This window comes from Brevibacillus borstelensis (genome assembly GCF_037834415.1).
Classification (GTDB): domain Bacteria; phylum Bacillota; class Bacilli; order Brevibacillales; family Brevibacillaceae; genus Brevibacillus; species Brevibacillus borstelensis_A.
In genome coordinates this window covers 202,767-227,459 of record NZ_JAUMSJ010000005.1, presented here as the reverse complement: position 1 = coordinate 227,459, position 24,693 = coordinate 202,767, and the positions used below count along the sequence as shown (strand labels likewise).

26 protein-coding genes are annotated in these 24,693 nt (G+C 50.9%); 23 read left to right on the top strand and 3 right to left on the bottom strand.

The annotated features are described in order from the left end of the window. Positions 1-25: 25 nt before the first annotated feature. The 9 genes from Q3F21_RS07640 to Q3F21_RS07600 all read left to right on the top strand — a co-directional run bounded on the left by Q3F21_RS07640 (position 26) and on the right by Q3F21_RS07600 (position 7,737). Positions 26-481, top strand: coding sequence for a response regulator transcription factor (locus tag Q3F21_RS07640; protein WP_340250946.1), 456 nt, complete (start codon positions 26-28; stop codon positions 479-481). 89 nt (positions 482-570) lie between these two features. Then, complete coding sequence (locus tag Q3F21_RS07635; protein WP_340250945.1) at positions 571-969, top strand: FAS1-like dehydratase domain-containing protein; 399 nt, start codon at positions 571-573, stop codon at positions 967-969. Positions 970-984: 15 nt separating this feature from the next. After that, positions 985-1,368: a MaoC/PaaZ C-terminal domain-containing protein gene (locus Q3F21_RS07630; protein WP_340250944.1), complete on the top strand. Its 384-nt coding sequence runs from the start codon at positions 985-987 to the stop codon at positions 1,366-1,368. A gap of 531 nt (positions 1,369-1,899) precedes the next feature. Further along, positions 1,900-2,307 carry a response regulator gene (locus tag Q3F21_RS07625; protein ID WP_340250943.1) on the top strand — a complete coding sequence of 136 codons (408 nt, stop codon included), beginning with the start codon at positions 1,900-1,902 and terminating at the stop codon, positions 2,305-2,307. Positions 2,308-2,440: 133 nt separating this feature from the next. After that, complete coding sequence (locus tag Q3F21_RS07620; RefSeq protein WP_340250942.1) at positions 2,441-3,802, top strand: ethanolamine ammonia-lyase subunit EutB; 1,362 nt, start codon at positions 2,441-2,443, stop codon at positions 3,800-3,802. Between the two features lie 21 nt (positions 3,803-3,823). Further along, positions 3,824-4,699, top strand: coding sequence for an ethanolamine ammonia-lyase subunit EutC (gene eutC, locus Q3F21_RS07615; protein WP_340250941.1), 876 nt, complete (start codon positions 3,824-3,826; stop codon positions 4,697-4,699). Between the two features lie 224 nt (positions 4,700-4,923). Further along, complete coding sequence (locus tag Q3F21_RS07610) at positions 4,924-5,913, top strand: helical backbone metal receptor (protein ID WP_340250940.1); 990 nt, start codon at positions 4,924-4,926, stop codon at positions 5,911-5,913. Position 5,914: 1 nt separating this feature from the next. Next, positions 5,915-6,961: a FecCD family ABC transporter permease gene (locus tag Q3F21_RS07605; protein WP_340250939.1), complete on the top strand. Its 1,047-nt coding sequence runs from the start codon at positions 5,915-5,917 to the stop codon at positions 6,959-6,961. Further along, on the top strand, positions 6,958-7,737 hold the full coding sequence (locus tag Q3F21_RS07600) for an ABC transporter ATP-binding protein (protein WP_340250938.1): 780 nt from the start codon (positions 6,958-6,960) through the stop codon (positions 7,735-7,737). Before Q3F21_RS07605 ends, Q3F21_RS07600 begins: the two co-directional genes overlap by 4 nt. A gap of 127 nt (positions 7,738-7,864) precedes the next feature. Here the strand turns inward: Q3F21_RS07600 and Q3F21_RS07595 are convergent, their stop codons facing one another. Further along, complete coding sequence (locus Q3F21_RS07595; RefSeq protein ID WP_340250937.1) at positions 7,865-8,059, bottom strand: cold-shock protein; 195 nt, start codon at positions 8,057-8,059, stop codon at positions 7,865-7,867. Between the two features lie 239 nt (positions 8,060-8,298). On the opposite strand from Q3F21_RS07595, the gene Q3F21_RS07590 reads away from it, so the two are divergent. Next, entirely contained in the window at positions 8,299-9,399 is a 1,101-nt protein-coding gene (locus tag Q3F21_RS07590; protein ID WP_340250936.1) for an inositol-3-phosphate synthase, read from the top strand. Positions 9,400-9,660: 261 nt separating this feature from the next. Beyond that, complete coding sequence (locus tag Q3F21_RS07585; protein WP_340250934.1) at positions 9,661-10,404, top strand: sugar phosphate nucleotidyltransferase; 744 nt, start codon at positions 9,661-9,663, stop codon at positions 10,402-10,404. On the opposite strand, the gene Q3F21_RS07580 is transcribed toward Q3F21_RS07585, so the two are convergent. Then, the gene (locus Q3F21_RS07580) at positions 10,350-11,384 is read right to left on the bottom strand and encodes a glycosyltransferase family 4 protein (protein WP_340250933.1); all 1,035 of its coding nucleotides are present in this window, start codon (positions 11,382-11,384) and stop codon (positions 10,350-10,352) included. The genes Q3F21_RS07585 and Q3F21_RS07580 overlap by 55 nt on opposite strands. A gap of 87 nt (positions 11,385-11,471) precedes the next feature. Between Q3F21_RS07580 and Q3F21_RS07575 the strand changes: the two genes are divergently transcribed. The 12 genes from Q3F21_RS07575 (at position 11,472) to Q3F21_RS07520 (ending at position 23,955) form a co-directional block, all read left to right on the top strand. After that, a complete protein-coding gene (locus tag Q3F21_RS07575; RefSeq protein WP_340250932.1) occupies positions 11,472-12,605 on the top strand; it encodes a glycosyltransferase family 2 protein in 1,134 nt (377 codons plus the stop codon). Positions 12,606-12,700: 95 nt separating this feature from the next. Continuing rightward, positions 12,701-14,059: a glycosyltransferase gene (locus tag Q3F21_RS07570; protein ID WP_340250931.1), complete on the top strand. Its 1,359-nt coding sequence runs from the start codon at positions 12,701-12,703 to the stop codon at positions 14,057-14,059. Next, positions 14,056-15,183 carry a glycosyltransferase family 4 protein gene (locus Q3F21_RS07565; RefSeq protein WP_340250930.1) on the top strand — a complete coding sequence of 376 codons (1,128 nt, stop codon included), beginning with the start codon at positions 14,056-14,058 and terminating at the stop codon, positions 15,181-15,183. The genes Q3F21_RS07570 and Q3F21_RS07565 overlap by 4 nt, the downstream gene beginning before the upstream one ends. Continuing rightward, entirely contained in the window at positions 15,180-16,247 is a 1,068-nt protein-coding gene (locus Q3F21_RS07560) for a glycosyltransferase (protein WP_340250929.1), read from the top strand. Before Q3F21_RS07565 ends, Q3F21_RS07560 begins: the two co-directional genes overlap by 4 nt. Next, positions 16,244-17,203 (top strand): GDP-mannose 4,6-dehydratase, encoded by a 960-nt coding sequence (locus tag Q3F21_RS07555; protein WP_340250928.1) that lies wholly within the window; start codon positions 16,244-16,246, stop codon positions 17,201-17,203. Before Q3F21_RS07560 ends, Q3F21_RS07555 begins: the two co-directional genes overlap by 4 nt. A gap of 3 nt (positions 17,204-17,206) precedes the next feature. Further along, a complete protein-coding gene (locus Q3F21_RS07550) occupies positions 17,207-18,403 on the top strand; it encodes a glycosyltransferase family 4 protein (RefSeq protein WP_340250927.1) in 1,197 nt (398 codons plus the stop codon). 7 nt (positions 18,404-18,410) lie between these two features. Beyond that, entirely contained in the window at positions 18,411-19,538 is a 1,128-nt protein-coding gene (locus Q3F21_RS07545; RefSeq protein ID WP_340250926.1) for a DegT/DnrJ/EryC1/StrS family aminotransferase, read from the top strand. Next, entirely contained in the window at positions 19,535-20,509 is a 975-nt protein-coding gene (locus Q3F21_RS07540) for a Gfo/Idh/MocA family oxidoreductase (protein ID WP_340250925.1), read from the top strand. The genes Q3F21_RS07545 and Q3F21_RS07540 overlap by 4 nt, the downstream gene beginning before the upstream one ends. After that, positions 20,506-21,075, top strand: coding sequence for an acyltransferase (locus Q3F21_RS07535; RefSeq protein WP_340250924.1), 570 nt, complete (start codon positions 20,506-20,508; stop codon positions 21,073-21,075). The genes Q3F21_RS07540 and Q3F21_RS07535 overlap by 4 nt, the downstream gene beginning before the upstream one ends. Beyond that, the gene (gene rfbF / locus Q3F21_RS07530; RefSeq protein ID WP_340250923.1) at positions 21,072-21,845 is read left to right on the top strand and encodes a glucose-1-phosphate cytidylyltransferase; all 774 of its coding nucleotides are present in this window, start codon (positions 21,072-21,074) and stop codon (positions 21,843-21,845) included. The genes Q3F21_RS07535 and rfbF overlap by 4 nt, the downstream gene beginning before the upstream one ends. Before the next feature lie 5 nt (positions 21,846-21,850). Beyond that, complete coding sequence (gene rfbG, locus Q3F21_RS07525; RefSeq protein ID WP_340251010.1) at positions 21,851-22,945, top strand: CDP-glucose 4,6-dehydratase; 1,095 nt, start codon at positions 21,851-21,853, stop codon at positions 22,943-22,945. Beyond that, positions 22,945-23,955 carry a GDP-mannose 4,6-dehydratase gene (locus tag Q3F21_RS07520; RefSeq protein ID WP_340250922.1) on the top strand — a complete coding sequence of 337 codons (1,011 nt, stop codon included), beginning with the start codon at positions 22,945-22,947 and terminating at the stop codon, positions 23,953-23,955. The genes rfbG and Q3F21_RS07520 overlap by 1 nt, the downstream gene beginning before the upstream one ends. 40 nt (positions 23,956-23,995) lie before the next feature. On the opposite strand, the gene Q3F21_RS07515 is transcribed toward Q3F21_RS07520, so the two are convergent. Beyond that, a complete protein-coding gene (locus Q3F21_RS07515; protein ID WP_340250921.1) occupies positions 23,996-24,688 on the bottom strand; it encodes a glycosyltransferase family 2 protein in 693 nt (230 codons plus the stop codon). Positions 24,689-24,693 lie beyond the last annotated feature (5 nt).

Genomic DNA, 24,693 nt, shown 5'->3' with positions numbered 1-24,693 from the left:
TTTGAAGGACCGGAGCTGAGCTTGCATGTCAACGATTCTGATCGTGGATGATGAACCGCAAATCGTGGAAATTCTCTCTTCCTATTTGCAAAAGGAGGGCTATCATGTCGTCACTGCGGCGTCGGGAACAGAGGTGCTGGAGTGGACACATTCCACCGGAATCGATCTGGTGGTTTTGGATTTGATGCTGCCGGATATAAGCGGAGAGGAGGTGTGCGGGAGAATTCGCCGGGAATCGCGGGTCCCAATTTTGATGCTTACGGCTAAGAGCGGAGAGCCGGACCGGATCGCCGGTCTGGAGCTGGGGGCCGATGATTACCTGGTGAAGCCTTTCAGCCCTCGCGAGCTCGTGGCCCGGATCCGGGCGATTCTGAGAAGGACCGGAGATTACCAATCGCTCTCTGATCGCGTGGAATTGGGCGAGTTGACGGTTTCCCAAGGCGACAAAAGCGTCTGGAAAAAGGGGGAGAAGGTTGAATAACAAAATGAGTCGAATCCTTTTTTAAGAAATAAATGGCCGGCAGAAACATTGCAGCCATAGCGACTTGAGCGTAAAGAGAGGGTATGGACATGAATGAAACCCGGAAAGGGATGCGGCTGGAACCGTTCAGCTTCGCGATTGAAGCGGGAAAGATACGGGAGTTTGCACAGGCATTGGGCGAAACTGATCCCGATTGCTTGTCAGGCAAGAGGGTTCCGCCGACATTTGCGACAGTTATTGATTTTTGGGGAAGCAAAACCCCGCTGGAGGAAGCTCTGCAATTGAACATGGCAAAGGTGCTGCACGCCGGACAGGAGTACGAGTACGTAGGAGCCATTGCCGTAGGCGATCAGATCACGTGCTACGGCGAAGTCATCGACGTCTATGCCAAGGCCGGCATGAATTTTGTCGTCGTTGAGAGCAAGTACGAAAATCAGCATGGAGAGCTGGTTTTGATCAGCCGATCGACCATTATTGAAAGATCGTGAGCGGAGGGAAACTGTATGCAAATCGGCTTTGAATTTCCGCCTTTGGAAAAGGGAGAAATTACTCATACGCAGCTTGTGCGGTACGCGGGGGCTTCCGGCGACTTTAATCCGATCCATACCGTCGTTCCCTATGCCGAAGAGGTCGGCTTGGATGGGGTAATCGCCCATGGAATGATGATCAAGGGATTTATCGGTCACGCGATCGGAATTTGGTGCGGCGCCGAAAACCTGCTCCGCTTCTCGACTCGGTTTCGGGCGATGACACGGCCAGGAGAGCGGATTGTCATCACCGGAAAGGTAGTGGGTGAGACTGCCGACGCGTGGCAATGCGAAGCCCAGGCGGCCAACGAGCAGGCTGAGGTGAAGGCAAGCGCCAAATTCGCGGTCAGGAAACGATAAAAAATCATGCGAGCTATTGTTTACGTAAGTATACAAAAATCAAGCGATTGCGGTTAATCAGAATGACAGGCAGCGGAAGGGCAAAGCATGAAATCCTCCGTTGTCTTTTTTTTACAGGGCAGAAAAGGGCAAGTACGCCACGACAAAAGATGCTCGCCTCATTCTGAATAGTTTAATTTTAATTTGTTTACCATAATTATATTTTGTAAACTAATGAGAACGAGGAGCATCTCTCCCGAAATGAATGGAGCAGTAAGTACTGTATAGCGATGTGTACAAAGTGCTAAAAGAAAGGATAACGCCGTCGGCCCCTATGTTTTGCGAAGCGGACATTGGGACTGGCGGATGACAAAAATAATCGGTATAATATGATTATTCCAAATATTTATCGGTACTTCTTGCTCGATTGAATCACGGAAGCAATGGGAGCAACTTCTGTTTGCAAAACGCGGCCGGACAATGGCGTCCAGGCCACGCTCAGCAGACGGACAATGGGCAGCCACATCCATCTCAGGAAAAGGGGGAGGAGAATTGCGTCAACGCTACAAAATACTGGTCGTCGACGATGAGCCGATTACCCGGATGGACATTCGGGAAATGCTTCAGGAAGTAGGCTATGACGTTGTGGCGGAAGGCAGAAACGGGAAAGAAGCGATCGAATTGACGCAAAAGTGGAAGCCCAATCTCATCATTATGGACGTGAAAATGCCGATCATGGACGGCCTGAAGGCGACGAGAATCATTCGCGACACGTCAAATTCGGCTGTTCTGCTTCTAACAGCCTACAGCCAAAGAGAAATGCTCGTAGAGGCAGAAACAGCCGGTGTTTGCGCTTATCTGGTCAAGCCTGTATCCGAGGAGGAGCTGTTGCCGGCAGTAGAGATGGTGATTGATCGTCACCGGAAGGCGGAGGCGAGAGACGGCGCATCCTTGCCGTAAAAAGTGCATACATGAAAAAGCGACGGCGCTTTGAGCGGGGACAGCTGCGTGTTGTCCCGCAATCAAGGCGTTTTTTCTTTTGTCCATTCCAATGGTCAAGACCGCTTGGCAGTAAGCAAGGGAGGAATGAGGAATGAAGTTGTCTTGCGTGATCCGGAAACAGCATTATCGCTTTTCATCTGTAAAAGAGGTCCTGGCGAAAGCAAGCGAGGAGAAGTCTGGTGATCAGATGAGCAAAATCGCCGCCGAGTCGGCCCTGGAGAGAATGGCGGCCAAGGTGGTGCTTAGCGAAATGACTCTGTCCGACATCTACGAGCATCCCGTCATCGCCTATGAAGAGGATGAGGTCACACGTGTCATCTACGACGACCTGAACATGTCTGTTTACAATGAAATCAAGCATTGGACCGTTGGGGAGCTGCGCGACTACATATTGTCGCGAAAAGCGCGCATGCCAGAGCTGACCCGGCTTAGCCGCGGCCTTACAAGCGAGATGATATCGGCAGTAGCCAAGCTGATGTCCAGCATCGACCTGGTCCTCGCCTCGCAAAAAATGCGGCACCAAGCCTACTGCAACACCTTGATCGGGGAACCCGGGCGCTTGGCCTTTCGCTGTCAGCCCAACCATCCGATCGACGACCCGGAAGGCATCCTCGCATCCATCAAAGAAGGACTGTCCTACGGCTCGGGGGATGCTGTCATCGGAATCAATCCGAACAACGATTCAGTTGAAAGCGTTGCCAAGCTGCTCGTCATGTCGCATGAATTCATTCAACGCTGGCAAATCCCGACGCAAAATTGCGTGCTCGCCCACATCACCACGCAGATGCAGGCACTCCGCAACGGAGCGCCAATCTCGCTGATGTTTCAAAGCCTGGCAGGTTCGCAAAAGGCAAATGAGGCATTTGGCGTCTCCAGGGAAATTTTGGACGAAGCCATGGAGCTGATGCTCCGGCACGGCATGGCGACCGGCCCCAATGTGATGTATTTCGAGACAGGGCAGGGCTCGGAAGTCTCGCTCGATTCTCACGAAGGGGTCGATATGCAGACGCTGGAATCGCGTACGTACGGCTTTTGCAGACACTGGAAGCCGTTTATGGTCAACAATGTCTCCGGATTTATCGGTCCCGAGACCTTGTACGACGGAAGGCAGATGATCCGGGCGGATCTCGAAGACCTGTTCATGGGCAAGCTGCACGGCCTGCCGATGGGAATCGCGCCCACCTATACCAATCATATGCATGCGGACCAGAATGACCAGGAAATTGCCGGCATCCTGACCGCTTTGGCCGGGGCCAATTTTTACATGGGACTGCCGGGGGGAGACGACGTGATGCTGAGCTATCAGGATACGAGCTATCACGACGACGCGAGCCTGCGGGAAATGCTCGGTCTGCGTCCCTTGCGCGAATTTGAGCAGTGGCTGGAGAAAATGGGCATCATGGAGGACGGCAGGTTGACTGAATATGCCGGTGATTTGAGCATCTTTGACTAAATGGACGGGAGGCGAAGAGACGTGAAGCAAGTGAATTTTGACGAGCTGGTCGAGCGGGTGCTGGTTGAATTGGCGAAACAGACACCTTTACGCCCGGCGAAAACAGATACGCGGCACCAGAGCGGGGACGCGAGCGACACCGTTTTCTTTCCAGAGGAAAAGGAATGCGGCGTAGAGGAGCCGAAAAACCGGGAAGCCCTGGAGAGAGCGATGGGCAGGACGCCTGCGCGGATCGGGATCGGCCGTTCAGGAACGAGGATGAAAACGCGAAGCTACCTGCAGTTCCGGATCGATCAGGCGGCAGCTCGGGATGCGGTGACGAAAGATATCAGCGAAGAGTTTCTGAATGAGCTGGGGCTGCCTATCCTGCGGACGAAATCCGTGGATATGCAGGATTACCTCATGAACCTCGATTCGGGGCGCAGGCTGTCCGACGAATCGGCGCGCTGGCTGGAGCAAAACGGCGATAAAGGAGTGGACGTGCAAATCGTCATCTCCGATGGCCTTAGCACTTCGGCGATCGAGGCGAATATTCCGGATTTGCTTCCCGCCCTGCTGCAAGGCTTGGCCTTGCGCAATATTTCCGTGGGAAAACCCGTCTTCGTCAAACGCGGACGTGTCTGGGTACAGGATCACATCGCCACTATCGTGAAGTGCAAGGCAGTCATTTCGCTGATTGGCGAAAGACCGGGACTTGCTACCGCTGAAAGCCTCAGCGCCTACATGATCTACCAGCCGGATGCCCGCACCGTGGAATCCGACCGGACGGTGATTTCCAACATACATCGGGGAGGGACGCCGCCGATCGAGGCAGGCGCATACTTGGCGGAGCTGCTCGAAGATATACTGCGATATCAAGCCAGCGGTGTCACCTATGCGAAGCTGAGAGCGAGATGAGTATGCTCGCCGTTTCGGTTAAATAGCCGGAAGCGTGTCCTTGGCTGCCAGATGGGCAGGGGCGCGCTTCTTTTTTCCGGTTTGCAGTGATATAATGATAGGCGCCTGAATGTGAAATGTCCGATTTTTTATTGGCGGCAAAGGTTTTTTCGCCGCATTCGGGCTTCGTCATACAAACAAGAGTCGAGTGACCCTCGCATGATTTGAAAGAAGGGAAGATTCTGATGAAACGCTGCATGTTTCTGCTGTTCTCACTGATTGTGGCGATCAGCCTTGCCGGATGCGGGCAGGGCAGCCAACCGGCGAAACAAACCGAACAAGCACCTGAGCAACAAACACCTTCTCCTAGTACAGGGCCGAAGAGCGCAAAAGCGACGAGCTATCCGTTGACGATAACCGATTCAACTGGTCATGTGCTGACGTTTGCCAAGGCGCCGGAGCGGATTGTCTCCGCCTCGCCAGCCGAGACGGAAATGCTGTTCGCGCTTGGTCTCGGCGATAAAGTGGTCGCCGTTTCCGATTATGACGACTACCCTGAGGAAGCGAAAGCGAAGCCAAAGGTGGGCGGGGTTCTCTCGCCGAACGAAGAAGCGATCCTGGCGCAAAATCCCGATCTGGTGGTTGGCGGCATCTCCATGAAAGAGGATGTCGTCACGAAATTGCGCGCCCTGGACCTCACGGTGATTACCATGCGTCCCAAAATGGTGCAGGATGTCATGGACAATATTTTGCTGCTCGGGCAAATTACGGACCGGCAAGCACAGGCTGAGGAACTGGTCGCGCAAATGAAGAATGACATCAGCAAGGTAACGGAAGCTGTCAAGGACCTGAAGCCGGAAGAAAAGAAAAAGGTATACTTGGAGTTTTCGGCAGGCTGGACAGTCGGCAAGGGCGAGTTTCTGGACGAGCTGATCACGATGGCGGGAGGCGTCAACATCGCCTCCGACACCAAGGGCTGGAACCCGATCAGCGAAGAAAAAATCGTGAAGGAAGATCCGGACGTGATCTTGTTTGCGCAAGGATTCACGGATGAAAAGACAGGCGAGACGTTGGACCAAATCATTCGGAAAAGAAGCGGCTGGGACAAAATCAAAGCGATCCGGGACAACCAGGTCATCGGTTTGGATCACAATATCCTGTCCCGGCCAGGCCCGCGCATTACACAAGGATTGTACGAGATAGCCAAAGCGATTTATCCGGAGCGGTTGAAGTAACATGAAAGCACGCTTCCTGTTGTTTGGAGGAGCAGGTGTACTGCTCCTCTTTCTGTCTGTCGGCATGAGTCTTTCACTGGGCTCGGCGGAACTCCCGCTCGCACAGGTCTGGAGTATTTTGCTGCACAAGCTGCCAGGGATCGGGACTGTTGTGCCTGTGCAATGGCCGGAGTCTGCCGAGCAAATCGTCATGAAGGTTCGCTTTCCCCGCGTCCTGCTGGCTGTACTGGTGGGTGCTTGTCTGTCTTTGGCAGGGGCGGGCTTTCAAGGAATTTTGCGCAATCCGTTGGCTGATCCGTATACGCTGGGGGTCGCATCCGGTTCGGCGGTAGGTGCGGCTTTGCTGATTCTGTTTGGGTTTCAGTTCGCTTTGCTCGGTCAGTGGTCGATTCCGCTTGCCGCTTTTGCGACTGGTCTGATCAGCTTGTGGCTGGTGATCAGGCTGGCCAATTCCCAGGGGAAAATACATATTGAAACGTTGATCTTGTCGGGTGTCGTCGCCCAAGCCTTTCTCGGTTCGATCGTCTCTTTTCTCGTCTCTCTGTCTGACCGGGTGGTCAATGAGATCGTGTTTTGGCTGATGGGCAGTCTGGCTTTCCGCGGGTGGTCCTTCTCATTGGTGCTGCTTCCCTGTCTGTTTCTCGGGCTCATGATTCTGCTGGGATATGGCCGGACATTGAATCTGTTTGCTTTGGGCGAGCGGCAGGCCGTTCATCTCGGTGTACAGGTCGATCAGACGAAGCTCGCCGTTCTCTCGGTGTCCACCTTGCTGACGGCTGTAGCTGTATCCGTATCGGGGGTGATCGGATTTGTCGGGCTGGTCGTCCCGCATCTCGTGAGACTGATGGCCGGGCCCGACTACCGCCTGCTGCTTCCGATGTCAGCCCTCTACGGGGGAATCTACGTGCTGTGGGCGGATACCCTTGCCCGCACCCTGCTCAGCCCGACAGAAATACCGCTTGGCGTAGTGACGGCGTTTTTGGGCACTCCTTTCTTTGCGTATTTGTTGCGAAAAAAACAGCGTGCCGGAAAGGGGCAAGAAGCATGATTCGCGTCCTTGATGTGTGGAAGTCTTACAACAGCCAGCTTGTGCTAAAGGACATCTGCTTTGACGTAAAGCAGGGCGAGTTCTTCGGGATCATCGGTCCGAACGGCAGCGGGAAGTCTACCCTTCTCAAGCTTTTGTCAGCAGCGGAAGCCGCGGATCGCGGGCAAATCTGGCTAAGGGGGAAGCTGGCCGACAAGCATCACCGCAAAGAATTGGCTACGTGGCTTGCTGTCCTGCAGCAGGAGCCCTTGCCCTCAATCGGGTTCAGTGTGAGAGAAGTCGTGGAAATGGGGAGGTTTCCTTACCAAAGCTGGCTCGGGACCGAGCGGGGGGATTCAGCCTCGCTGATTGATGACATTTTGCAGACGCTCGGATTGACAGATTTGCAGCAGCGGACATTGGAAAAATTGAGCGGTGGGGAAAAGCAGCGGGTCGGGCTGGCGAAGGTGATGGCTCAAGAGCCAAGGCTGCTGCTGTTGGATGAACCGACCACGTTCCTGGATATCGGCTATCAAATCCAGCTGATGGATACCGTTCATCGATGGCAGAGGGCAGAGGAGGCGACAGTGATAGCTGTTCTGCATGATCTGAATCTGGCCTCGCTCTACTGCGACCGGATTCTCCTGCTGGATAACGGCAGGCAGATCGGGGTGGGAAAGCCCAGCGAGCTGCTTCGCGAGGATTTGATCCAAGAAGTTTACGGGATCAGACCCATTATTCTCGATCATCCCATCCATCATCTGCCGCAAATGCTGCTGCGTTCCGCGAAGGAGTAAGAGGCCGGCAACTTCCCTTTCATTTACGGTCAAGGAGGCTTCACGATTGTGTAACTTCTCCATTGCACGAACAGGCAAATGTTCACTGGCAAAAGGCCTACCTTGAAGGGCAGGCCTTTTTCTGTACCTATCTGAAAACGTTCCACGTAAGCGGAGGAAGCATCCTCGTATCTCTCAACATCGAGGAACTGCAGATTGGGCAGGTTGGTTCTTTTTCAAAGGTCAGATTTTCTCTCATCCAGCAGGTACAGCCATCCTTGCTGCATGTCCAGATGGACGTTTCCTCTTCCACCACAGGCTCCTGATTTCTTTTTGAATACAAAAGGTAACACCTCCAGATTATTCGAGGCTATGGAGCATTGAAACCATGATTTCCCGGTTGGCAGGTATGTCCTTCGATGATGTTCTGGCACTCATACTATATGTAAAACACTGGCATTTTATTCAAGTATGATGAGCAATCCGATGCGCTTCACTCAATAATTGGGGATTGCATAAACTGTAACTGGTCATCAGTCTGCTTGTATACGGAGAACCGATCGGCGTGGGAATAAGGGAGGAATGTATGTGTCGCGTATAAAAGTAGCGATCGTCGGGGTTGGAAACTGTGCCTCCGCTCTGCTGCAGGGAATCGCGTATTACAAAGACGGGAAAAGTGAAGACAGCGTTGGGTTGATCCATCCTCTTATTGGAGGATATCGCCCCAGTGATATCGAGGTTGTAGCCGCTTTTGACATCGACAGCCGCAAGGTCGGGAAACCTCTGCATGAAGCCATTTTCGCACCTCCAAACTGTACGAAGAAGTTTGTTCATCAAATAGAAGCATCTCCTGTGCTTGTAAAGATGGGACATCTCTTGGATGGGGTACCGCAGCATATGCAGTCGCATCCGAGCGAAAAACGCTTCCTTGCGGCAGGCGAACCGGAATGCGATGTAGCCGAGGAGCTCAGAACGAGCGGCGCAGAGATGCTGATCAACTTCCTGCCCGTAGGGAGTACAGAGGCTACTGCGTTTTATGCGGAATCCGCACTGGAAGCGGGTGTCGCCTTTATCAACTGTATTCCTGTATTTATCGGCTCGGACCCGGTTTGGGTGGACAGATTTGAAAAAGCCGACCTTCCAATCGTTGGAGACGATATCAAATCCCAGGTAGGAGCTACAATCATTCATCGCATTTTGACGAGGCTCTTTACGGAGAGGGGTGTCCGGATCGATCATACGTATCAAATAAATATTGCAGGAAACACTGACTTTTTAAATATGTTGAATCGGGATAGAGTAGCAATGAAAAGAGTGTCAAAAACGGAAGCTGTCCAGTCCCAATTGGACACCCCGCTTGATGACGAGGATATTTACATTGGTCCAAGCGACTATATAACATGGCTGCAAGACAATAAGGTTTGCTATATCTGCATGGAGGGCACCCAGTTTGGCGAAAGCAAAATCAGCCTTGATCTCAAGCTCTCCGTTGAGGACTCTCCAAACAGCGCAGGTGTAGTCATCGATATTATTCGCTGCTGCAAGCTTGCGATTGACAGAGGGATATCAGGGGCATTGACATCTGTCGCCGCCTATACGATGAAACATCCCCCCATCCAGTATTCCGATGAGGAAGCTCGCAGGCTTTTGGACGCCTTCATCGAAAGCAATCAGGAGCGATAAAGCAGGAAGCCTCTCCGGCAAGCGCGGAGGGGCGTCTGTTATTTATGCCGGAAAATGACAAGAGCCGTTTCCGATGGGGCCAACGTTTAATATGCTGAAAGAAAATATGCAGAGGAACAAACAAGAAGCAAGCTTTCTTTTTTGTTGGGAGTGAGAGTGTGACTCTTTTGTATCGACAATTTCACGTAATGACGGTTGGTTAATCATGCAGAAGGCCGAGGAAGCGATCTTCGTTTGACGCGAGCAAGGAGGAGTAAACCGATGAAAGGCGTTATTCTGGCAGGCGGAAAAGGTACCAGACTGTATCCTCTGACGGATGTTTGCAACAAACACCTTCTGCCGGTCGGTCCCTTTCCCATGATCTATTATCCAATCGTAAAGCTAAGGCAAGCGGGTATCACAAATATCTTGATCGTTACCGGAAGGGAAGATATCGGCCAATTTGCTCGGCTCTTGGGCGGCGGCAAGGATTTCGGCGTCAGCTTGACCTATCGCCCGCAAGAGAGAGCGGGCGGGATCGCCGAAGCATTATCATTAGCCAGTGATTTCGTTGGTACCTCTTCTTGTATCGCGCTCTTGGGAGACAACATGTTCGAAGCGGAGCTATCGCCTTATGTTCAACGTTTTTTGGCCGGTAGAAAAAAAGCGCATCTCCTTCTGAAAGAGGTGGATAATCCCTCCCGGTTTGGAATTGCTCACCTGGAAGGGCCAAACATTCTCAAAATTGAAGAAAAGCCTGTTTCACCAAAATCGAATTTCGCAATCACCGGAATCTACATGTACAGACCGGAAGTGTTTGATGTGATTGCCGGATTGGCTCCTTCATTGAGGGGCGAGCTTGAAATATCCGATGTCAATCAGTACTTCGTTTCTACTGGTGACGTTTCCTTTGATATATTAACCGGTTGGTGGGAAGATGCGGGAACGCTCGGGTCTTATCACAAAGTCAATCAATTGCACCATTCTTCAAACCTTCTCTCCAGCTCCGTAACCAAACCATCGTAAGAAAACCGAGAGAGCGCCCGATTCCTCGCTTCCGTGCTCATTTTTTCCAGGGCTGCGGGATTTTGCAGAAGTTCGCTGACAGCATTGGCGAACGAATCGTAAAAGTAGGGATCGTGATCGGGCAAAGAGTAAATCAGACGTCCTGTCACGCCGTTTTGGATTGTCGAGACGAGCGCTCCCTGACCGGTCGCAACGGTTGGCGTCCCAGCTGCTTGACATTCCATGGAAGCCAAACAAAACATTTCATAAGGTCCGTCGCACGGGTAAATATGGACCATGCTTGATTTTTGCTCCTGTATGAGCTGCTGGCGGGTAATTTTCCCCAGGTAAGTGACACCGTCCAAGCCATCGAATAAGCTTCGGTACTTTTCGATTCCCGGCTCGAAGCCCCAGAGGCTGTAATCCATTGTAATGACTAGCGATGCGTCGGGGATTTTTGTTTTGATTCTGGAAAAGATCTCGGGTACATGTTGAAGCCCTCGTTCCGGGGCCGAACAGAAGATGAGCTTGTTCTTGATTTTTGGTAGGGTATGTTGGTACTCTTCCGCTTCTATACCCAGACGGGCTTCGTATATTTTGCCCGGGTCGATATGAAATATGTTGCGAATCATTTTCGTATGAAATGGACTAATGGTGATGATCTTGTCAAGTAGCGGCAGATCCTTTTCTACCGTGTTGTCCCCGGAATCGATGCACCAATGAATGCTGCACTTTGCACGTATCCCGGGAGCAGGCAGCGCGCAGCGAAACGCGATGAAGACGTCCCATCGCCGGCTGGTGTCCAAGGAAGCGTAATGTAGATATTTTACGTTGTGGAAGACGCCTTCCCTGGTGGTACTGTTGTACACGGTCACATCATGGCGCTTTGCAAGCCCGCGAGTAATTCGGATCAATGCCAGTTGGGACCCGCCAACTCCCTTCGCTTCCAAATCGCTGTCGTTCCAGTCAAATGAAGAGTCGTAATAAAACGCGATGTTCACAGTACCACATTCCTCTGAATTAGGCTTATGGAACACTATATGTAACGAAGCAAGTACGTATTTACTCTAGTACGGGAGATAAAACGTATGAAAAAGAAAGCTGACCCGCAGCCGTTGGTGAGTGTCGTTATTCCGACGCTGAACCGTTCCGAACTATTGGAGAAGTGCATCTCCAGCTTCATCCAAACCGTGAAGAACATTCGTTATGAAATCATCGTGGTTGATGACGGAAGCATCGCAGATGAAAAAGAGAAGATCCGTGCTCTTGCCCTGGGTTATGGTTGCAAGCTGCTGGAAATGCCTTTTCGCCAGAGCTATGCAAAAGCGGTAAACAAAGGGGTGGAGGCTTCGTCCGGAACATACGTGCTTCTTTTGAACAACGATGTGCTGCTGTATCAACCCGGCTGGTTGAGAAAAATCATCAACACGGCTAAGAGCGCTTGGAACATCGGCATCGTAGGATGTCGGCTGCTCTATTCCGACGGTACGATCCAGCACGCCGGTGGAATCCTGTATCAGGACGAGCGCTACGATCATTTGTACCGGGGTGAACCCGGCGCCTTGCCAAAAGCCCGTCTAATCTACGATGTCGCGTCTGTAACAGGGGCACTCATGCTTGTGAAAAGGGAAGTCTTTGCAGATATCGGACTTTTGTCAGAGGATTATCGCCTGTCCTATGAAGATTTGGATTTCTGCCTGCGTGCAAGAAAGAAGGGATGGCGAGTGGTTTATTGCGGAAAATCAGCTGCCATCCACGACGAAGGCTCGACGAGGGGAAGAAATCGAGAGGACAAACCGAGCGAATGGTACGAGGAGGAGCTTCAGTCGCATATTACCTTTTGGCAGCGATGGAGACAAGATATGACCACGTATCCCCTGCAAAATCTCACCTTCATATTTTTATTGAACAAACGCTTCTATATCCCGCCGGTTCAAAAGCTGGTCAGTTTAACAGCCGGATTGCAAGAGCACGGGTGCCGCATTGTATTGAGAAAAGTAGATGACGACAGCAAAGGGGTTTTACCTTCATTGAGGGATGACCTTCACCTTTCTGAGAATTGCGTATTGGTCACAAATGATCAAGAGATTTTCAGCGAAGCTGCGAAATACAACTGCATGCCGATCCCCTTTGTTCCAAGCGCCCCAAAAGACTGGTACCGCTATCCGTTTCCGCAGGATGTTCATTTCTGGATCAATGCAGCTTCTCCGTACTTGAAATAACCTAATTTATTTTCTGAGCAGAACGGATGATTTCAGAAAGGCATATTCTGATGTTGTGTATCAAGCTCGTCAGAGTTGCGGGGGGAGGCCGTCATTTGGGAAATCGTCCGACAGTCAGCGCCATGCTGTATGTAAAAAATGAGGAAGAGTTTTCGCCATTTGCCATTCTTTCCATCTATAATGTCGTCGATGAAATTGTCGTGGTCGACAATGGCTCGACGGATCAAACCAGGGAACGTTTGAGTGTGTTTGAAAAAGTACGCTGGTTTGAAAACAAAACAGAAGATTTCTCGGAACTGGGCAACTTCGCTCTTTCCAAGTGCAAAGGGGATTGGATTTTGTATTTGGGAGGAGACGAGGTTTTTTATCAAGACATAGAGCAGGTTCTGCCAATCCTGATCCAGTACGACAAGATTGACGGGTACACCTGCAGGTTTTTCAATTTGATGTTCAGCTGGGATCGTATGCAAAATATTAACGAGCATGACAGCCGTTTTCAACGGATTTTTCTTTTTCGAAACCGGCCCGAGGTTCACTTCATCAATCCGCTGCACGAGTCATTGGTGGGGATCGGTCCCGTCATCGCCGATTCCGGACTTCACTATGTTCATTACGGATATGCAAAACCGATGTCTTTCATTTTGAAAAAGTTGAAGCAATATGCAATACGAATGGGAGAACCGTATTTTTACGAGGGCAGAACGGAATCGCACATGCTGCAGCAGGCCGAGCGAAGACCGTTCCCATACGAGCATCCCAAAGTCATCAAGGATTATATTGCGCAAAAAGGGGGGCACGCGGGGATAGAGAAGCCGCTTGTTGATTGCAGCCAACTCAAAATACATCTGGATCAATGTGCAGCCTCCGCGGCTAACGCGGTCACGGAAGAGCCGGAAAAAAAAGCGCGCTCACTGGAAATCGCCTGCTTGCCTAACTGCATCAGTTTGGGTTTTGAGCATATGGATATACGGCCCTTGCCCCACGTGGATATTGTTGGCGACATTCGAAACATCCCGATAGCGGACAACTCGTATGATGAAGTCATCGTTCCCGGATATTTGATGGAACATCTGCCGTACCAGGATATAGGAAAGGCCCTGCGGGAGTGCCTCCGAATCGCCAAGGAGGGGGGCAGGGTGATGGTTCGCATCTACGACGGACTGCAAATCGCCACCGCGTACGCAAAAGGCGAGCTCAGCAATGAGAGCTTCAACCGGTTGCTCTTCGGGGACGATCGCGACGGCTGGGAGAGACATCGCTGTATGCTCGACAATGCTACCCTGTGCAGCTTGATGGAAAAGGCCGGCTTCGAAAACGTGGGCTTGGAATATTACGAGAACTGGATGGTTCAAATAAGCGGGCGAAAAGCGATTCATCATTCATCTTCTCAAGCGATTCCCCAAGATATTTTTCTGCCGCATATCGGCAGGCTGAAGACAGGTAATGAGGAATGAATCTTACGTTTTTATGCCCTACGTTTGATGCCTCCGGCTATGCCGAAGCCGCCCGTTCGATCATTTTCGGCCTTCTGGAACACGGAAACAACATACGCATCATTCCGAAAGACTGGAGTCAGCTTGATGCCGGGCTGCCTTCTGACCAAAAAAGGAAATTGGTGGATCTTTGCGGTTCGGTCATCCTGCCGGAAGGCCCCATCGTACAAATATGCGCAGCACAGTTTTTCCAACCATTTCCAGACCGCGTCAATATTGGCGTGACCATGCTGGAATGCGACCGGATTCCGCAACATTGGGCCCGAAAATGCAATCAGATGGATCAAATCTGGGTACCGTCAACCTTTAATCAGGAGACGTTTGCAAAAAGCGGGGTAAACCAGGAAAAAATCAGGGTCTGTCATCTTGGAGTGGAAGATACGCGCTTTCATCCCGGTGTCGCCCCCATGAGCTTGCCAGAGGTGAATGACCGCTTTCTGTTTTTGTCCAATTTTGAATGGGTTCCGCGAAAAGGGTACGATCTGCTGCTGCAAGCATACCTGGAAGAGTTTACATCGCAAGACCCGGTAGCGCTGGTCATCAAAACGTACGACGGGAGCAGCTTTGATCCAAACGGAACCATCATGCGCAAGACATGGCAGAGGATGATCGAGCGGGAAGGCGTCAACAATCCTCCAGTGCTGAAATTTCTGACGGGGGGAATGAAATACGAAGAAATTCCGTCTTTTTACACAGCAGGAAACTGCTATATCATTCCCACGAGAGGCGAAGGCTGGAATCTGCCCGCGCTTGAAGCAATGTCATCGGGGATTCCCGTAATCACGACAAATTGGTCGGCCCATCTCGACTTCGTAAACGACGAGAACAGCTATCTGATTGCGGTTGAACGAATGGAGAACATCCCGGAATTCGGAATTTCCAACGACGACATATACCGCGGTTCCAACTGGGCGGTTCCCTTATTTGCAGACATACGGAAGTGGATGAGACATGTGTATGAACATCCCCAGGAGTGCAAACAGAAAGGGATGCTGGCGCGAGAGAATGTCATCAGGAAATGGAGTACAGCCAAAATGACCACACGTATCCTTTACTTACTCCATGCGTTGGAGGGCTTATCATGAAGATCAAAGTGGGAATGGTGATCTCAACCTGGGGAAAGCAGTGCGGCGTCGCCGACTACACCAAGCAACTGATCGAGGCCACACAAAACAGCGAAGTTGAGTTTAAGGTATATACCGAAATCGATGAGCATTTTCCGTTTGTGATCGGCAGAGACCGGATCGATATTGTACACCTTCAGCATGAATACTCTATTTATGACTTAAAATCGCTGTATTATGCGATGTGCAAGCTGAATCAGCTGCAAATTCCGATCATTACGACTCTCCATTCGTGGAGCAGCGACATGATTCCCCACAACTTGCTTATATCGAGCAAAAGCTCAAAGATTATTGTACATTCGGAAGCTGTAAAGCAGCTGTGTGTTCAGCATGGATTTTGCCAAGAGCAAGTGAGCGTCAACCTGATTGGCTGCCATTCCTACGAATTGCAGCCGGCGGAACAAATAAAAAAGATGTTTCACATCACTGGAAATCCTTGTATCGGTTTCTTTGGATTCCCCTTTCCGCACAAGGGGATTATGAATTTGATAGAAGCCATCAATATGGTGAAGGTGTATTTCCCCGACATCAAGGCATACTTTTTTTCTCATTATCCCGATTCTGTCGACAAAAATCATCCTTATTACACTTTTCAACAGGAGCTTCAGGAAATATTCAACGAGCACGACCATTTGATATGGGCAAAGGAGTACTTGCCGGAAAAGGCGCTCGTCCATTTGCTTCACACAATGGATATGAGTGTGCTTCCTTATGTGGATAACCACTATCAGGGCATCTCTTCGGCAGTCAGGCTGTTAATGTCCGCCAAAAAACCGATCATAACCACTGATTATTTGAATTTCTCCGATTTGAATCGAGAAGTTTACAAGATACCGGACGAACACCCCGAAACGATCGCCCGCGCCATTTGTCAAATATACCTGAACAGTACGCTTCAAGAACAATTGATTTCTCATGTGGAGGCATTTCTGAAGCAGAACAGCTGGGAGCGAATTGGTTCCAGGTACCGCGAGCTGTATCAAACATTTTTATCTGATCACGAGAGCGAGGAGATGAACGCATGACAAAAGCGTTGATTACAGGGATAACGGGCTTTGCCGGGAGCCATTTGGCGGAGTGGCTGCTGAAAAACAAAGAAGATCTGCAGGTTTACGGCTCTTACCGTCTCCGCAGCCGAATGGAAAACATAAAGGACATTCAGGGCCAGGTCGATCTGGTGGAGTGCGAATTAAAGGACCCACGCTCCGTTGATGAAATCATTAAGACGATCAAACCCGATTACATTTTTCATCTCGCCGCGCAAAGCTTTGTCCCCACCTCATGGAATGCACCTGCTGAAACATTAATCGTGAATCAAATCGGCCAGGTAAACCTGTTCGAAGCGGTACTCAAGCACTGCCCGGATTGTACCATTCAGATTGCCTGCTCCAGCGAGGAGTACGGGCAAGTGTATCCCCATGAGGTTCCCATCACGGAAGACAACCCGCTTCGCCCACTCAGTCCCTACGCCGTCAGCAAAGTCGGACAGGACTATTTGGGCTATCAGTACCATCAGAGCTATGGACTGAAGGTCATTCGGACGCGGACCTTCAATCACACCGGGCCGCGCCGTGGCGAGTCGTTTGTCACATCGAATTTCGCGAAGCAAATCGCCTCCATCGAGAAAGGATTGCAGCCACCAGTCCTGTACGTCGGGAATTTGCAGGCGAAAAGAGATTTCACCGATGTCAGGGACGTGGTGAAAGCGTATTGGCTGGCTGTGGAAAAAGGGGTGCCGGGGGAAGTGTACAACATCGCTTCCGGAGTCACGTACACCATTGAAGAAATGCTGAACAAACTGCTGAAGCTCAGCTCGGCAGAAATCGAAATTCAACAAGACCCGAGCAGAATGCGCCCGTCCGATGTAGAGATTCTGCTTGGAAATTACGATAAATTCCATCAACAGACCGGCTGGAAACCGGAAATTCCTTTTGACCAAACGTTGCAGGACTTGCTTGACTACTGGCGTGCCAGAGTGTGAAAGATGGCATGCACAAGCGTTCGAAAAGTGATGCTGTTCAGTCATGATGCTCATCCCCAAATGGTAACGGGAGCTGAAAAAGCCTTGCTCCAATTGGGGGAGGCTTGCCAAAATCACGGATGGTCTGCAGCATGGGTCAGTCCAAGAGCAGGCTTGGCTACTTCAAGAGCAGCGGAGATGGGCTTCGAAGTCCGGGTGGAGCCCTTTCCTTTGCTATGGAGCCTTATTCACGAGCCCCATCGAGTCGCCGAAGCCATACAGTTGTTGAACAGCTTCGCTGAACAAAGTCCGCTTCATCAGGTGATTCTCGATTTTCAGCCGGACCTGATCGTTGCCAACAGTGCGATTAACGGATTGCCCGCTTTTCTGGCTTCGGCCCGAAAGATCCCGCTTTGGTGGTATATCCATGAGATAATTCCCGGCGGTAAAGGGATGGGCCCGCTGTTGTCCTTGCTGCATTCCTGCTCCGATCGAATCCTCGTTCCGTCGGCAGATGTGGAAAAATCCGTCTCTCGTAAAGATCAGAACCCTCAAAAGGTCGTCCGTCTGCCCTATTTCACAGCGATTCCTCCCTATCCTGCCCTATTGCAAGCGCAAAAAAGCATTCGCCATAAATTCGGATGGACAAACGAAACGGCAATCGTGGGCTGGTTCGGAGCGATTTATCCTGGAAAAGGCTTGCTGGAAGCGATAAAATCTCTGTCTTGCGTCAGTCGAATCGACCAACAGGTTGTTTTGGCCGCAGCAGGCACGGTCGTCGATCCGGTTTACTTTCAGACCTGCTTGGACGAAGCCAGACAAAACCGATGCATCGACTTTCAATACCTCGGCGTTTTTTCCGACATCGAGCAGATTCTTCCCGCTGTGGATATCGTGGTGATCCCCAGCCTCGTGGAAGAGGCGTTTCCGAATATCGCACTCGAAGCGATGGCCTGCGGAAAATGCATCGCAGCATACCGATCAGGTGGATTAAAAGAATTAGTCATCCAAGGGGAGACAGGGTACTTATCCCCGAAAGGAGATTGCTTGGCACTAGGCGCCTTTATCCGCGAGCTTCTGCCGGATCCGGTGAAGCGAATGCAAATGGGAAAGAAGGGGAGGGAAGCTGCGGGCAAAACATACACGAAGGAAATCTTCTACAGACAGATCAGAGAAATGCTGAGCCAGTTGATGCCTGCAAAGCGACAGGCTAAGGAGTGATCCAATCATGCATGTCCCATTTGTTGATCTCCAAGCGCAATACAAGACGATTCAGAGGGAGATCGAAGCGGCCGTTCAGGCTGTTTTTCACTCAGGGCAGTACATTCTCGGGGACAATGTGCGGATGTTTGAACAAGCCGCTGCCGATTATCTCGGGAGCTCGCACGCGGTCGGAGTCGGGAACGGCAGCGATGCTCTGTATCTTGCACTGAAGGCATGCGATATTGGCCCCGGATGCGAAGTGCTCACCACTCCCTTTTCATTTGTTGCGTCGAGCGACGCGATATTGCGGACCGGGGCAAAACCGGTCTTTGTCGATATCGACGAGAAAACGTACAATATGGATCCATTCTTGATAGAAGAACGAATTACCCCGCGAACACGAGCGATCTTGCCCGTACATCTCTATGGCCAATGCGCGAACATGGAAGAAGTGATGCGCATTGCCAAAAAACATTCGCTGACCGTTATCGAAGATGCTTGCCAGGCGTTCGGGACAGTGTACAAAGGGAGGATGGCTGGCACTATGGGGAATATTGGGTGCTTTTCCTTTTTCCCGACCAAAAATCTCGGAGGGTGCGGAGATGGCGGAATGCTTGCAACCGATGACCGCGATTTGGCAGAGAAGCTTCGAATGTTGCGGGTGCATGGCAGCAAAACCAGGTACCATCACGAGGTGGCGGGAGGCATAAACAGCAGACTGGATGAAATACAGGCAGCTATTCTCCGGGTAAAGCTCCGCTACATCGATGAGTGGAATCGCAGAAGAAACGAAATGGCGGCAAAGTATGCGGCTCTCTTGCAGGAACTTCCGCTGCAACTTCCCGTACGCGAAACGCATTCCTCTCATATTTATCACTTATTTACGGTAAAAACATCCGGAAAACCGGAAAGAGACGAATTGATAGCGTATTTGCACCGCAATGGCGTTCAGACAGCGGTCCACTATCCGGTGCCGATTTATTTGCATCCAAGCTATCTGGATTTGGGGTATCAAGCAGGCGACTGTCCTATTGCCGAGCGAGTCTCAGAGGCAATATGCTCCTTGCCGCTTTATCCAGAAATGACGGAAGAATCGTTGAACCATGTAGCCCGGGTTGTCAGTGCTTTCTATCAAGGAAGGCGAATGCCATGAATCTAAAGATAGGTGTTATCGGCGTCGGAGCCATGGGGAAGAACCATGTGCGCGTGCTCGACGGGTTATCGGATCGATGCCAGCTGACAGGTGTTTACGATCTGGAACCGGAAAGAGGGGCATCCATCGCCCGTGACTTTGACACACGATCGTTTGCAGAGCTTGACTCGCTGTTGGAGTCAGTCGATGCCGCCGTCGTGGCGGTTCCTGTGTTTGGGCATTACGACGTTGCCAAAAAATGTATGGAGCGGGGGATTCACGTTTTTGTCGAGAAGCCGCTGACAGCAACCATAGAACAAGGAAGAGAATTAATCGGGCTGGCACGGACAAAAAAGGTAAAGCTGCAGGTAGGCCATATCGAAATGTTTAACCCGACGATTCGCGTCCTGAAAGATATCATGCAGCATGAAGAAGTGATCGCGATCGATATCCATCGGTTAAGTCCATTCGATGAACGAGTGAAGGATATTGACGTGGTCATGGATACGATGATACACGATCTCTACATCCTTTCGTATCTTGCCGGGGATCAGCCGGCGAAATGCACGGCCTACGGGAGGGCCTTGCACCAGCATCTGAACCACGTAGTTGCCACTTTTCAATACGAGAACGCGGTAATCGCTACACTGACGGCCAGCATCGTGACGGAGGAGAAGGTCAGGACAATCGATGTCGTGACCAGAAACGCGTACATCCGCGCGGATTTAATGGATCGGAAAATTGTCATTTCACGCTCGACCAACTTTTTTATGTCCAACCGTAACGCCGATTACAAGCAGCAAAATATTATGGAAAAGGTTATCGTTCCCTTCCAAGAGCCGCTGCGAGAGCAACTGGTACATTTTCTTGATTGTATTCGCTTTGACCACGAGCCGATGGTTACGGCAGAAGATGGCTTGAACACGCTGCTGATGGCGGATAAGGTAAAGCGGAGTATGATCAGGTTGAAAGAAGCGGGTGAACCCTCATGAATACAGGAGTCCGCATTCACAAAAGCGCTGAGGTGTCGGCCGAAGCGGTAATCGGCGATAATACAGTGATTTGGAACCAGGCTCAAATTCGCGAAGGGGCACGGATAGGCCGCGGATGCGTAATCGGCAAAGACGTCTATATCGACCGAGGAGTAACCGTCGGAGATTGTTGCAAAATCCAAAATGGCGTGTCCATCTACCACGGCGTTGAAATCGAGGAAAATGTTTTTTTGGGGCCGCATATGACCTTTACAAACGATCTAGTCCCGAGGGCTGGGAATCATCATTGGACAATTGTTCCTACGAGAGTCAGAAGAGGGGCTTCGATCGGCGCAAATGCCACGATTGTGTGCGGTGTCACCATCGGTGAGTTTGCGATGGTCGGCGCTGGAACGGTTGTAGTGAAGGATGTGGAACCATACGCTTTAGTCGTGGGGAATCCGGGGAGAAGGATTGGATGGGTTTGCCGTTGTGGCGAAAGACTGACCGATGCATTGGTCTGTACGGTATGCAACACTTCATACGAATGGCATGGGAAGATTCGTGAGGTGAGAAGCCAAACATGAAGGTCGTCATTCTTGCGGGGGGATTTGGCACACGAATCAGCGAAGAGTCGCATTTGAAGCCGAAGCCCATGGTGGAAATCGGCGACAAACCGATTCTCTGGCATATTATGAAAATTTATTCCCGTTACGGATTCCACGATTTCGTCATTTGTCTGGGGTACAAGGGATATAGGATCAAGGAGTATTTTGGCGATTATCTTCTGCATGAATCCGACGTCACCTTCAATTTTCGCGATCGCAATCAAAGACTGATTCACAAGGATACCATTGAACCTTGGCAAGTTACGCTTGTGGATACGGGGAAGGAGACGATGACGGGAGGGAGGGTAAAGCGAATCCGGCCATTCATCGGCGATCAGCCCTTTTTGTTGACGTATGGTGATGGGGTGTCCGACATCGATATTCACGAATTAATTGCTTTTCACAAGGCTCACGGTAAACTGGCAACGGTTTCGGCAACCCAACCGACTGGCCGGTTCGGTGCCCTTCATTTGGATGAAAACAACCGGGTTGAAGGATTTCAAGAAAAACCAAAAGGAGATGGCGGGTGGGTGAATGCGGGTTTTTTCGTGATGGAACCAGAGGTTTTTGATTATATTGAGGGAGACCAAACCGTTTTGGAGAAGGAGCCATTGCAAAACCTGGCCGCGGATAACCAGCTTATGGCGTATAAGCATACGGGATTTTGGCATCCGATGGATACGCTGCGCGACAAAAACTATTTGGAAGAACTGTGGAAAACGGGAAAAGCTCCCTGGAAGAAATGGTGATCTCGATGCCAAATGAGCGTTTTTGGTCGGATATGCGCGTGTTTGTTACTGGACATACCGGCTTTAAAGGCTCCTGGCTTTGCCTGTTTTTGTCGACTTTGGGGGCAAAAGTGACCGGATACTCGCTCGTGCCGCCTACGAATCCCAACATGTTTACGTTATGCGGGATCGACCAGATGGTCACGAACATCCAGGCGGATATCAGGGACCGTGAGCGTTTGAGAGAATCATTGGAGAAAGCCGACCCCGATATCGTGATTCACATGGCAGCGCAGCCACTCGTCAGGGAATCCTATCAAAGCCCGGCAGAAACCTATGAAATGAATGCCTTGGGAACCGTGTACCTTTTGGAGGCTGTGAGAAGCTTGTCCACCAAAGGCAAGCGGATCAGGTCTGTCATTATTGTAACGACAGACAAATGCTATGAAAACAAAGAGTGGCCATGGGGATACCGGGAAAACGATCCATTGGGAGGATACGACCCGTATTCGAGCAGCAAGGCCTGCGCGGAGCTGATCGCTTCTTCCTATCGCCATTCTTTTTTCCACCCGGATGCGTATTCAAAGCACGGTGTCGGTCTGGCGACAGCGAGAGCGGGAAATGTGATCGGCGGGGGTGACTGGGCCAAAGACCGCCTATTTCCGGATTGCATCCGTGCCCTATTGCAAGGGCAAACAATCAAAATCAGAAGCCCGAAGTCGATCAGGCCCTGGCAGCATGTGCTGGAGCCCATTGGCGGGTACTTGCTGCTGGCCCGGAAGCTGCATGAGAACGGGCCGCTCTACTCGGAAGGATGGAATTTTGGTCCAAATCCGGATGATGTGAAGACGGTGGAATGGATTGTCGAGACATTGTGCCGAAAATGGGGAGGGCAAGCGGCATACGAGGTGGTCCAAGGGATACAACCTCATGAAGCTTGCTACTTGCAGCTGGATTGTTCAAAAGCAAGGTGGTCGCTGGGCTGGCAGCCCAAATGGGATATAAGCCAGGCGATCGAAAAAATCGTGGAGTGGACGCATGCCTATCGAGAGCGTAAAGATGTGAAGAGCATCAGCATCAAGCAGGTGGAAGAATACCTTGACAGCAAGAGAGGCTCTTGATGCTGGACAGAAGGGAGGGGCAGACGACGGCATCGTTTTGGTATGACCGGAATGTATTCATCACAGGCTGCGACGGCTTTCTTGGCTCATGGCTGTCGCAAGCGTTGTGCGAAGCGGGCGCGAATGTAATCGGTCTGGTGAGAAACAAGGTTGCGGCCAAAATGCCATTGCTGGAATCCGGCTCTCGTCGGCAAGTAAAGCGAATCCAGGGAAACGTGGAAGACTTTGAAACAGTGCTGGGTATCATGAATGAACATGAAGTGGACACGGTTTTCCACCTGGCAGCGAGAGCTACCGTCGGAGGTGCCTTTCAATATCCACTGACGACGTTTGAGACAAATATCAAGGGAACCTGGAACGTGTTGGAATCGTCGAGGCAGACAGCCAGTGTAAAGAGGGTAATTGTGGCTTCCAGCGACCGGGTGTACGGCAGGAGCACTGAATTGCCTTATGATGAGTCAGCCCCGCTCCTGGGAGTCTTTCCTTATGAAGTATCCAAAACCTGCGCAGAGCATCTTTGTGCCTGCTACTTTCACTCCTTTCAGCTTCCTGTGGCCGTTACCCGCTGCAGCAATTTATATGGGGGAGGGGATTGGAACGGCAGCCGTTTGATACCGGGGACGATACGATCCGTTATGGGCGGTCGCTCCCCTGTGATTCGCAGCGACGGTTCGGCCTGCAGAGATTATCTCTATATGGAAGACGCAGTTGACGCGTATCTTTGCCTCGCGGAAAAAATGGAGCAGCAGAAGCTGTTCGGGGAAACCTTCAATTTCTGTACGGATTCGCCGATTTCTGTCCGCCAGTTGGTGAAACAAATTCTCGATTTGATGAGATGCCAGCTGGAACCTGTCATTTTAAACGAGGCATCGAACGAAATTAAAAAAATGGCCCTGACTGCGAGGAAAGCTCGTACCCTTTTGGGGTGGAGACCGAAACATACCTTGGAACAAGGTTTGATCAAAACCATTGCGTGGTATTCAAAAGCTCCCGAAAAGGAAAAAGGATAGTCCAGATTCCCATGGACTATCCTTTTTTCGATGTGTCCCTTTACACTTTAGGAGAGTGGATTCCCCATTTTCGGAAATAAAGCTCGGCGTTTTTTCCTGAAGACTCGGATTCGTCATGGTTTTTTCGCGTTCCCATCGCAGGGTGCCACACTGTACTCCCCTGCGTAATGAGTACATTGTATCCGGCCTCCAATATCCGATTATTGTAATCCCAATCCTCATAGCCGCCGCATTTTACGAATCGTTCATCGAACAAGCCGACTTTTTCGATCACTTCTCTGGGCATGATCCAGGGGCATGTATTGCCCGGGTACGAAACGCCGCTGTTGCTTGCCATAAATTCTTCGGCAAACTGGGGATCATTAGGGCCGAATAAATGGAGGCTGACGGGAGCGAGCTTGCCAATGTCTTTTTTGTCTTGCAAAAAGTCAATCAACCGTTCCAGCCATTTCGGATAAAACTCCATATCATTGTGGATCCAGCCGATATGCGTGATCTCGGGATCGGCAAGGAAATAAGTGATTCCCTGGTTCAAGGCTTCTGTCAAGGAAACGGGTTGTTCGTTTTCAACCAGCCTATAACCGTTTTCCTTGAGATAGGCGACTGTTCCGTCTGTTGATGCGTTGTCGACGATGACTAACCGGTATGGATGCGATGTGTTTTGCCGCAAGCTCTGCAAGGTATGCTTTGTATCTTCAAGCTGATTGTAGGTGGTTAGCATGAGTCCTACCATTCTCA

Coding starts and splice junctions, on each gene's coding strand:
- Q3F21_RS07550 (WP_340250927.1), top strand. CDS start 17,207: ATGGCATGCACAAGCGTTCGAAAAGTGATGCTGTTCAGTCATGATGCT.
- Q3F21_RS07605 (WP_340250939.1), top strand. CDS start 5,915: ATGAAAGCACGCTTCCTGTTGTTTGGAGGAGCAGGTGTACTGCTCCTC.
- Q3F21_RS07540 (WP_340250925.1), top strand. CDS start 19,535: ATGAATCTAAAGATAGGTGTTATCGGCGTCGGAGCCATGGGGAAGAAC.
- Q3F21_RS07630 (WP_340250944.1), top strand. CDS start 985: ATGCAAATCGGCTTTGAATTTCCGCCTTTGGAAAAGGGAGAAATTACT.
- Q3F21_RS07515 (WP_340250921.1), bottom strand. CDS start 24,688: ATGGTAGGACTCATGCTAACCACCTACAATCAGCTTGAAGATACAAAG.
- rfbF (WP_340250923.1), top strand. CDS start 21,072: ATGAAGGTCGTCATTCTTGCGGGGGGATTTGGCACACGAATCAGCGAA.
- Q3F21_RS07535 (WP_340250924.1), top strand. CDS start 20,506: ATGAATACAGGAGTCCGCATTCACAAAAGCGCTGAGGTGTCGGCCGAA.
- Q3F21_RS07585 (WP_340250934.1), top strand. CDS start 9,661: ATGAAAGGCGTTATTCTGGCAGGCGGAAAAGGTACCAGACTGTATCCT.
- Q3F21_RS07555 (WP_340250928.1), top strand. CDS start 16,244: ATGACAAAAGCGTTGATTACAGGGATAACGGGCTTTGCCGGGAGCCAT.
- Q3F21_RS07610 (WP_340250940.1), top strand. CDS start 4,924: ATGAAACGCTGCATGTTTCTGCTGTTCTCACTGATTGTGGCGATCAGC.
- Q3F21_RS07640 (WP_340250946.1), top strand. CDS start 26: ATGTCAACGATTCTGATCGTGGATGATGAACCGCAAATCGTGGAAATT.
- Q3F21_RS07620 (WP_340250942.1), top strand. CDS start 2,441: ATGAAGTTGTCTTGCGTGATCCGGAAACAGCATTATCGCTTTTCATCT.
- Q3F21_RS07520 (WP_340250922.1), top strand. CDS start 22,945: ATGCTGGACAGAAGGGAGGGGCAGACGACGGCATCGTTTTGGTATGAC.
- Q3F21_RS07635 (WP_340250945.1), top strand. CDS start 571: ATGAATGAAACCCGGAAAGGGATGCGGCTGGAACCGTTCAGCTTCGCG.
- Q3F21_RS07565 (WP_340250930.1), top strand. CDS start 14,056: ATGAATCTTACGTTTTTATGCCCTACGTTTGATGCCTCCGGCTATGCC.
- Q3F21_RS07600 (WP_340250938.1), top strand. CDS start 6,958: ATGATTCGCGTCCTTGATGTGTGGAAGTCTTACAACAGCCAGCTTGTG.
- rfbG (WP_340251010.1), top strand. CDS start 21,851: ATGCCAAATGAGCGTTTTTGGTCGGATATGCGCGTGTTTGTTACTGGA.
- Q3F21_RS07575 (WP_340250932.1), top strand. CDS start 11,472: ATGAAAAAGAAAGCTGACCCGCAGCCGTTGGTGAGTGTCGTTATTCCG.
- Q3F21_RS07545 (WP_340250926.1), top strand. CDS start 18,411: ATGCATGTCCCATTTGTTGATCTCCAAGCGCAATACAAGACGATTCAG.
- Q3F21_RS07590 (WP_340250936.1), top strand. CDS start 8,299: ATGTATGTGTCGCGTATAAAAGTAGCGATCGTCGGGGTTGGAAACTGT.
- Q3F21_RS07560 (WP_340250929.1), top strand. CDS start 15,180: ATGAAGATCAAAGTGGGAATGGTGATCTCAACCTGGGGAAAGCAGTGC.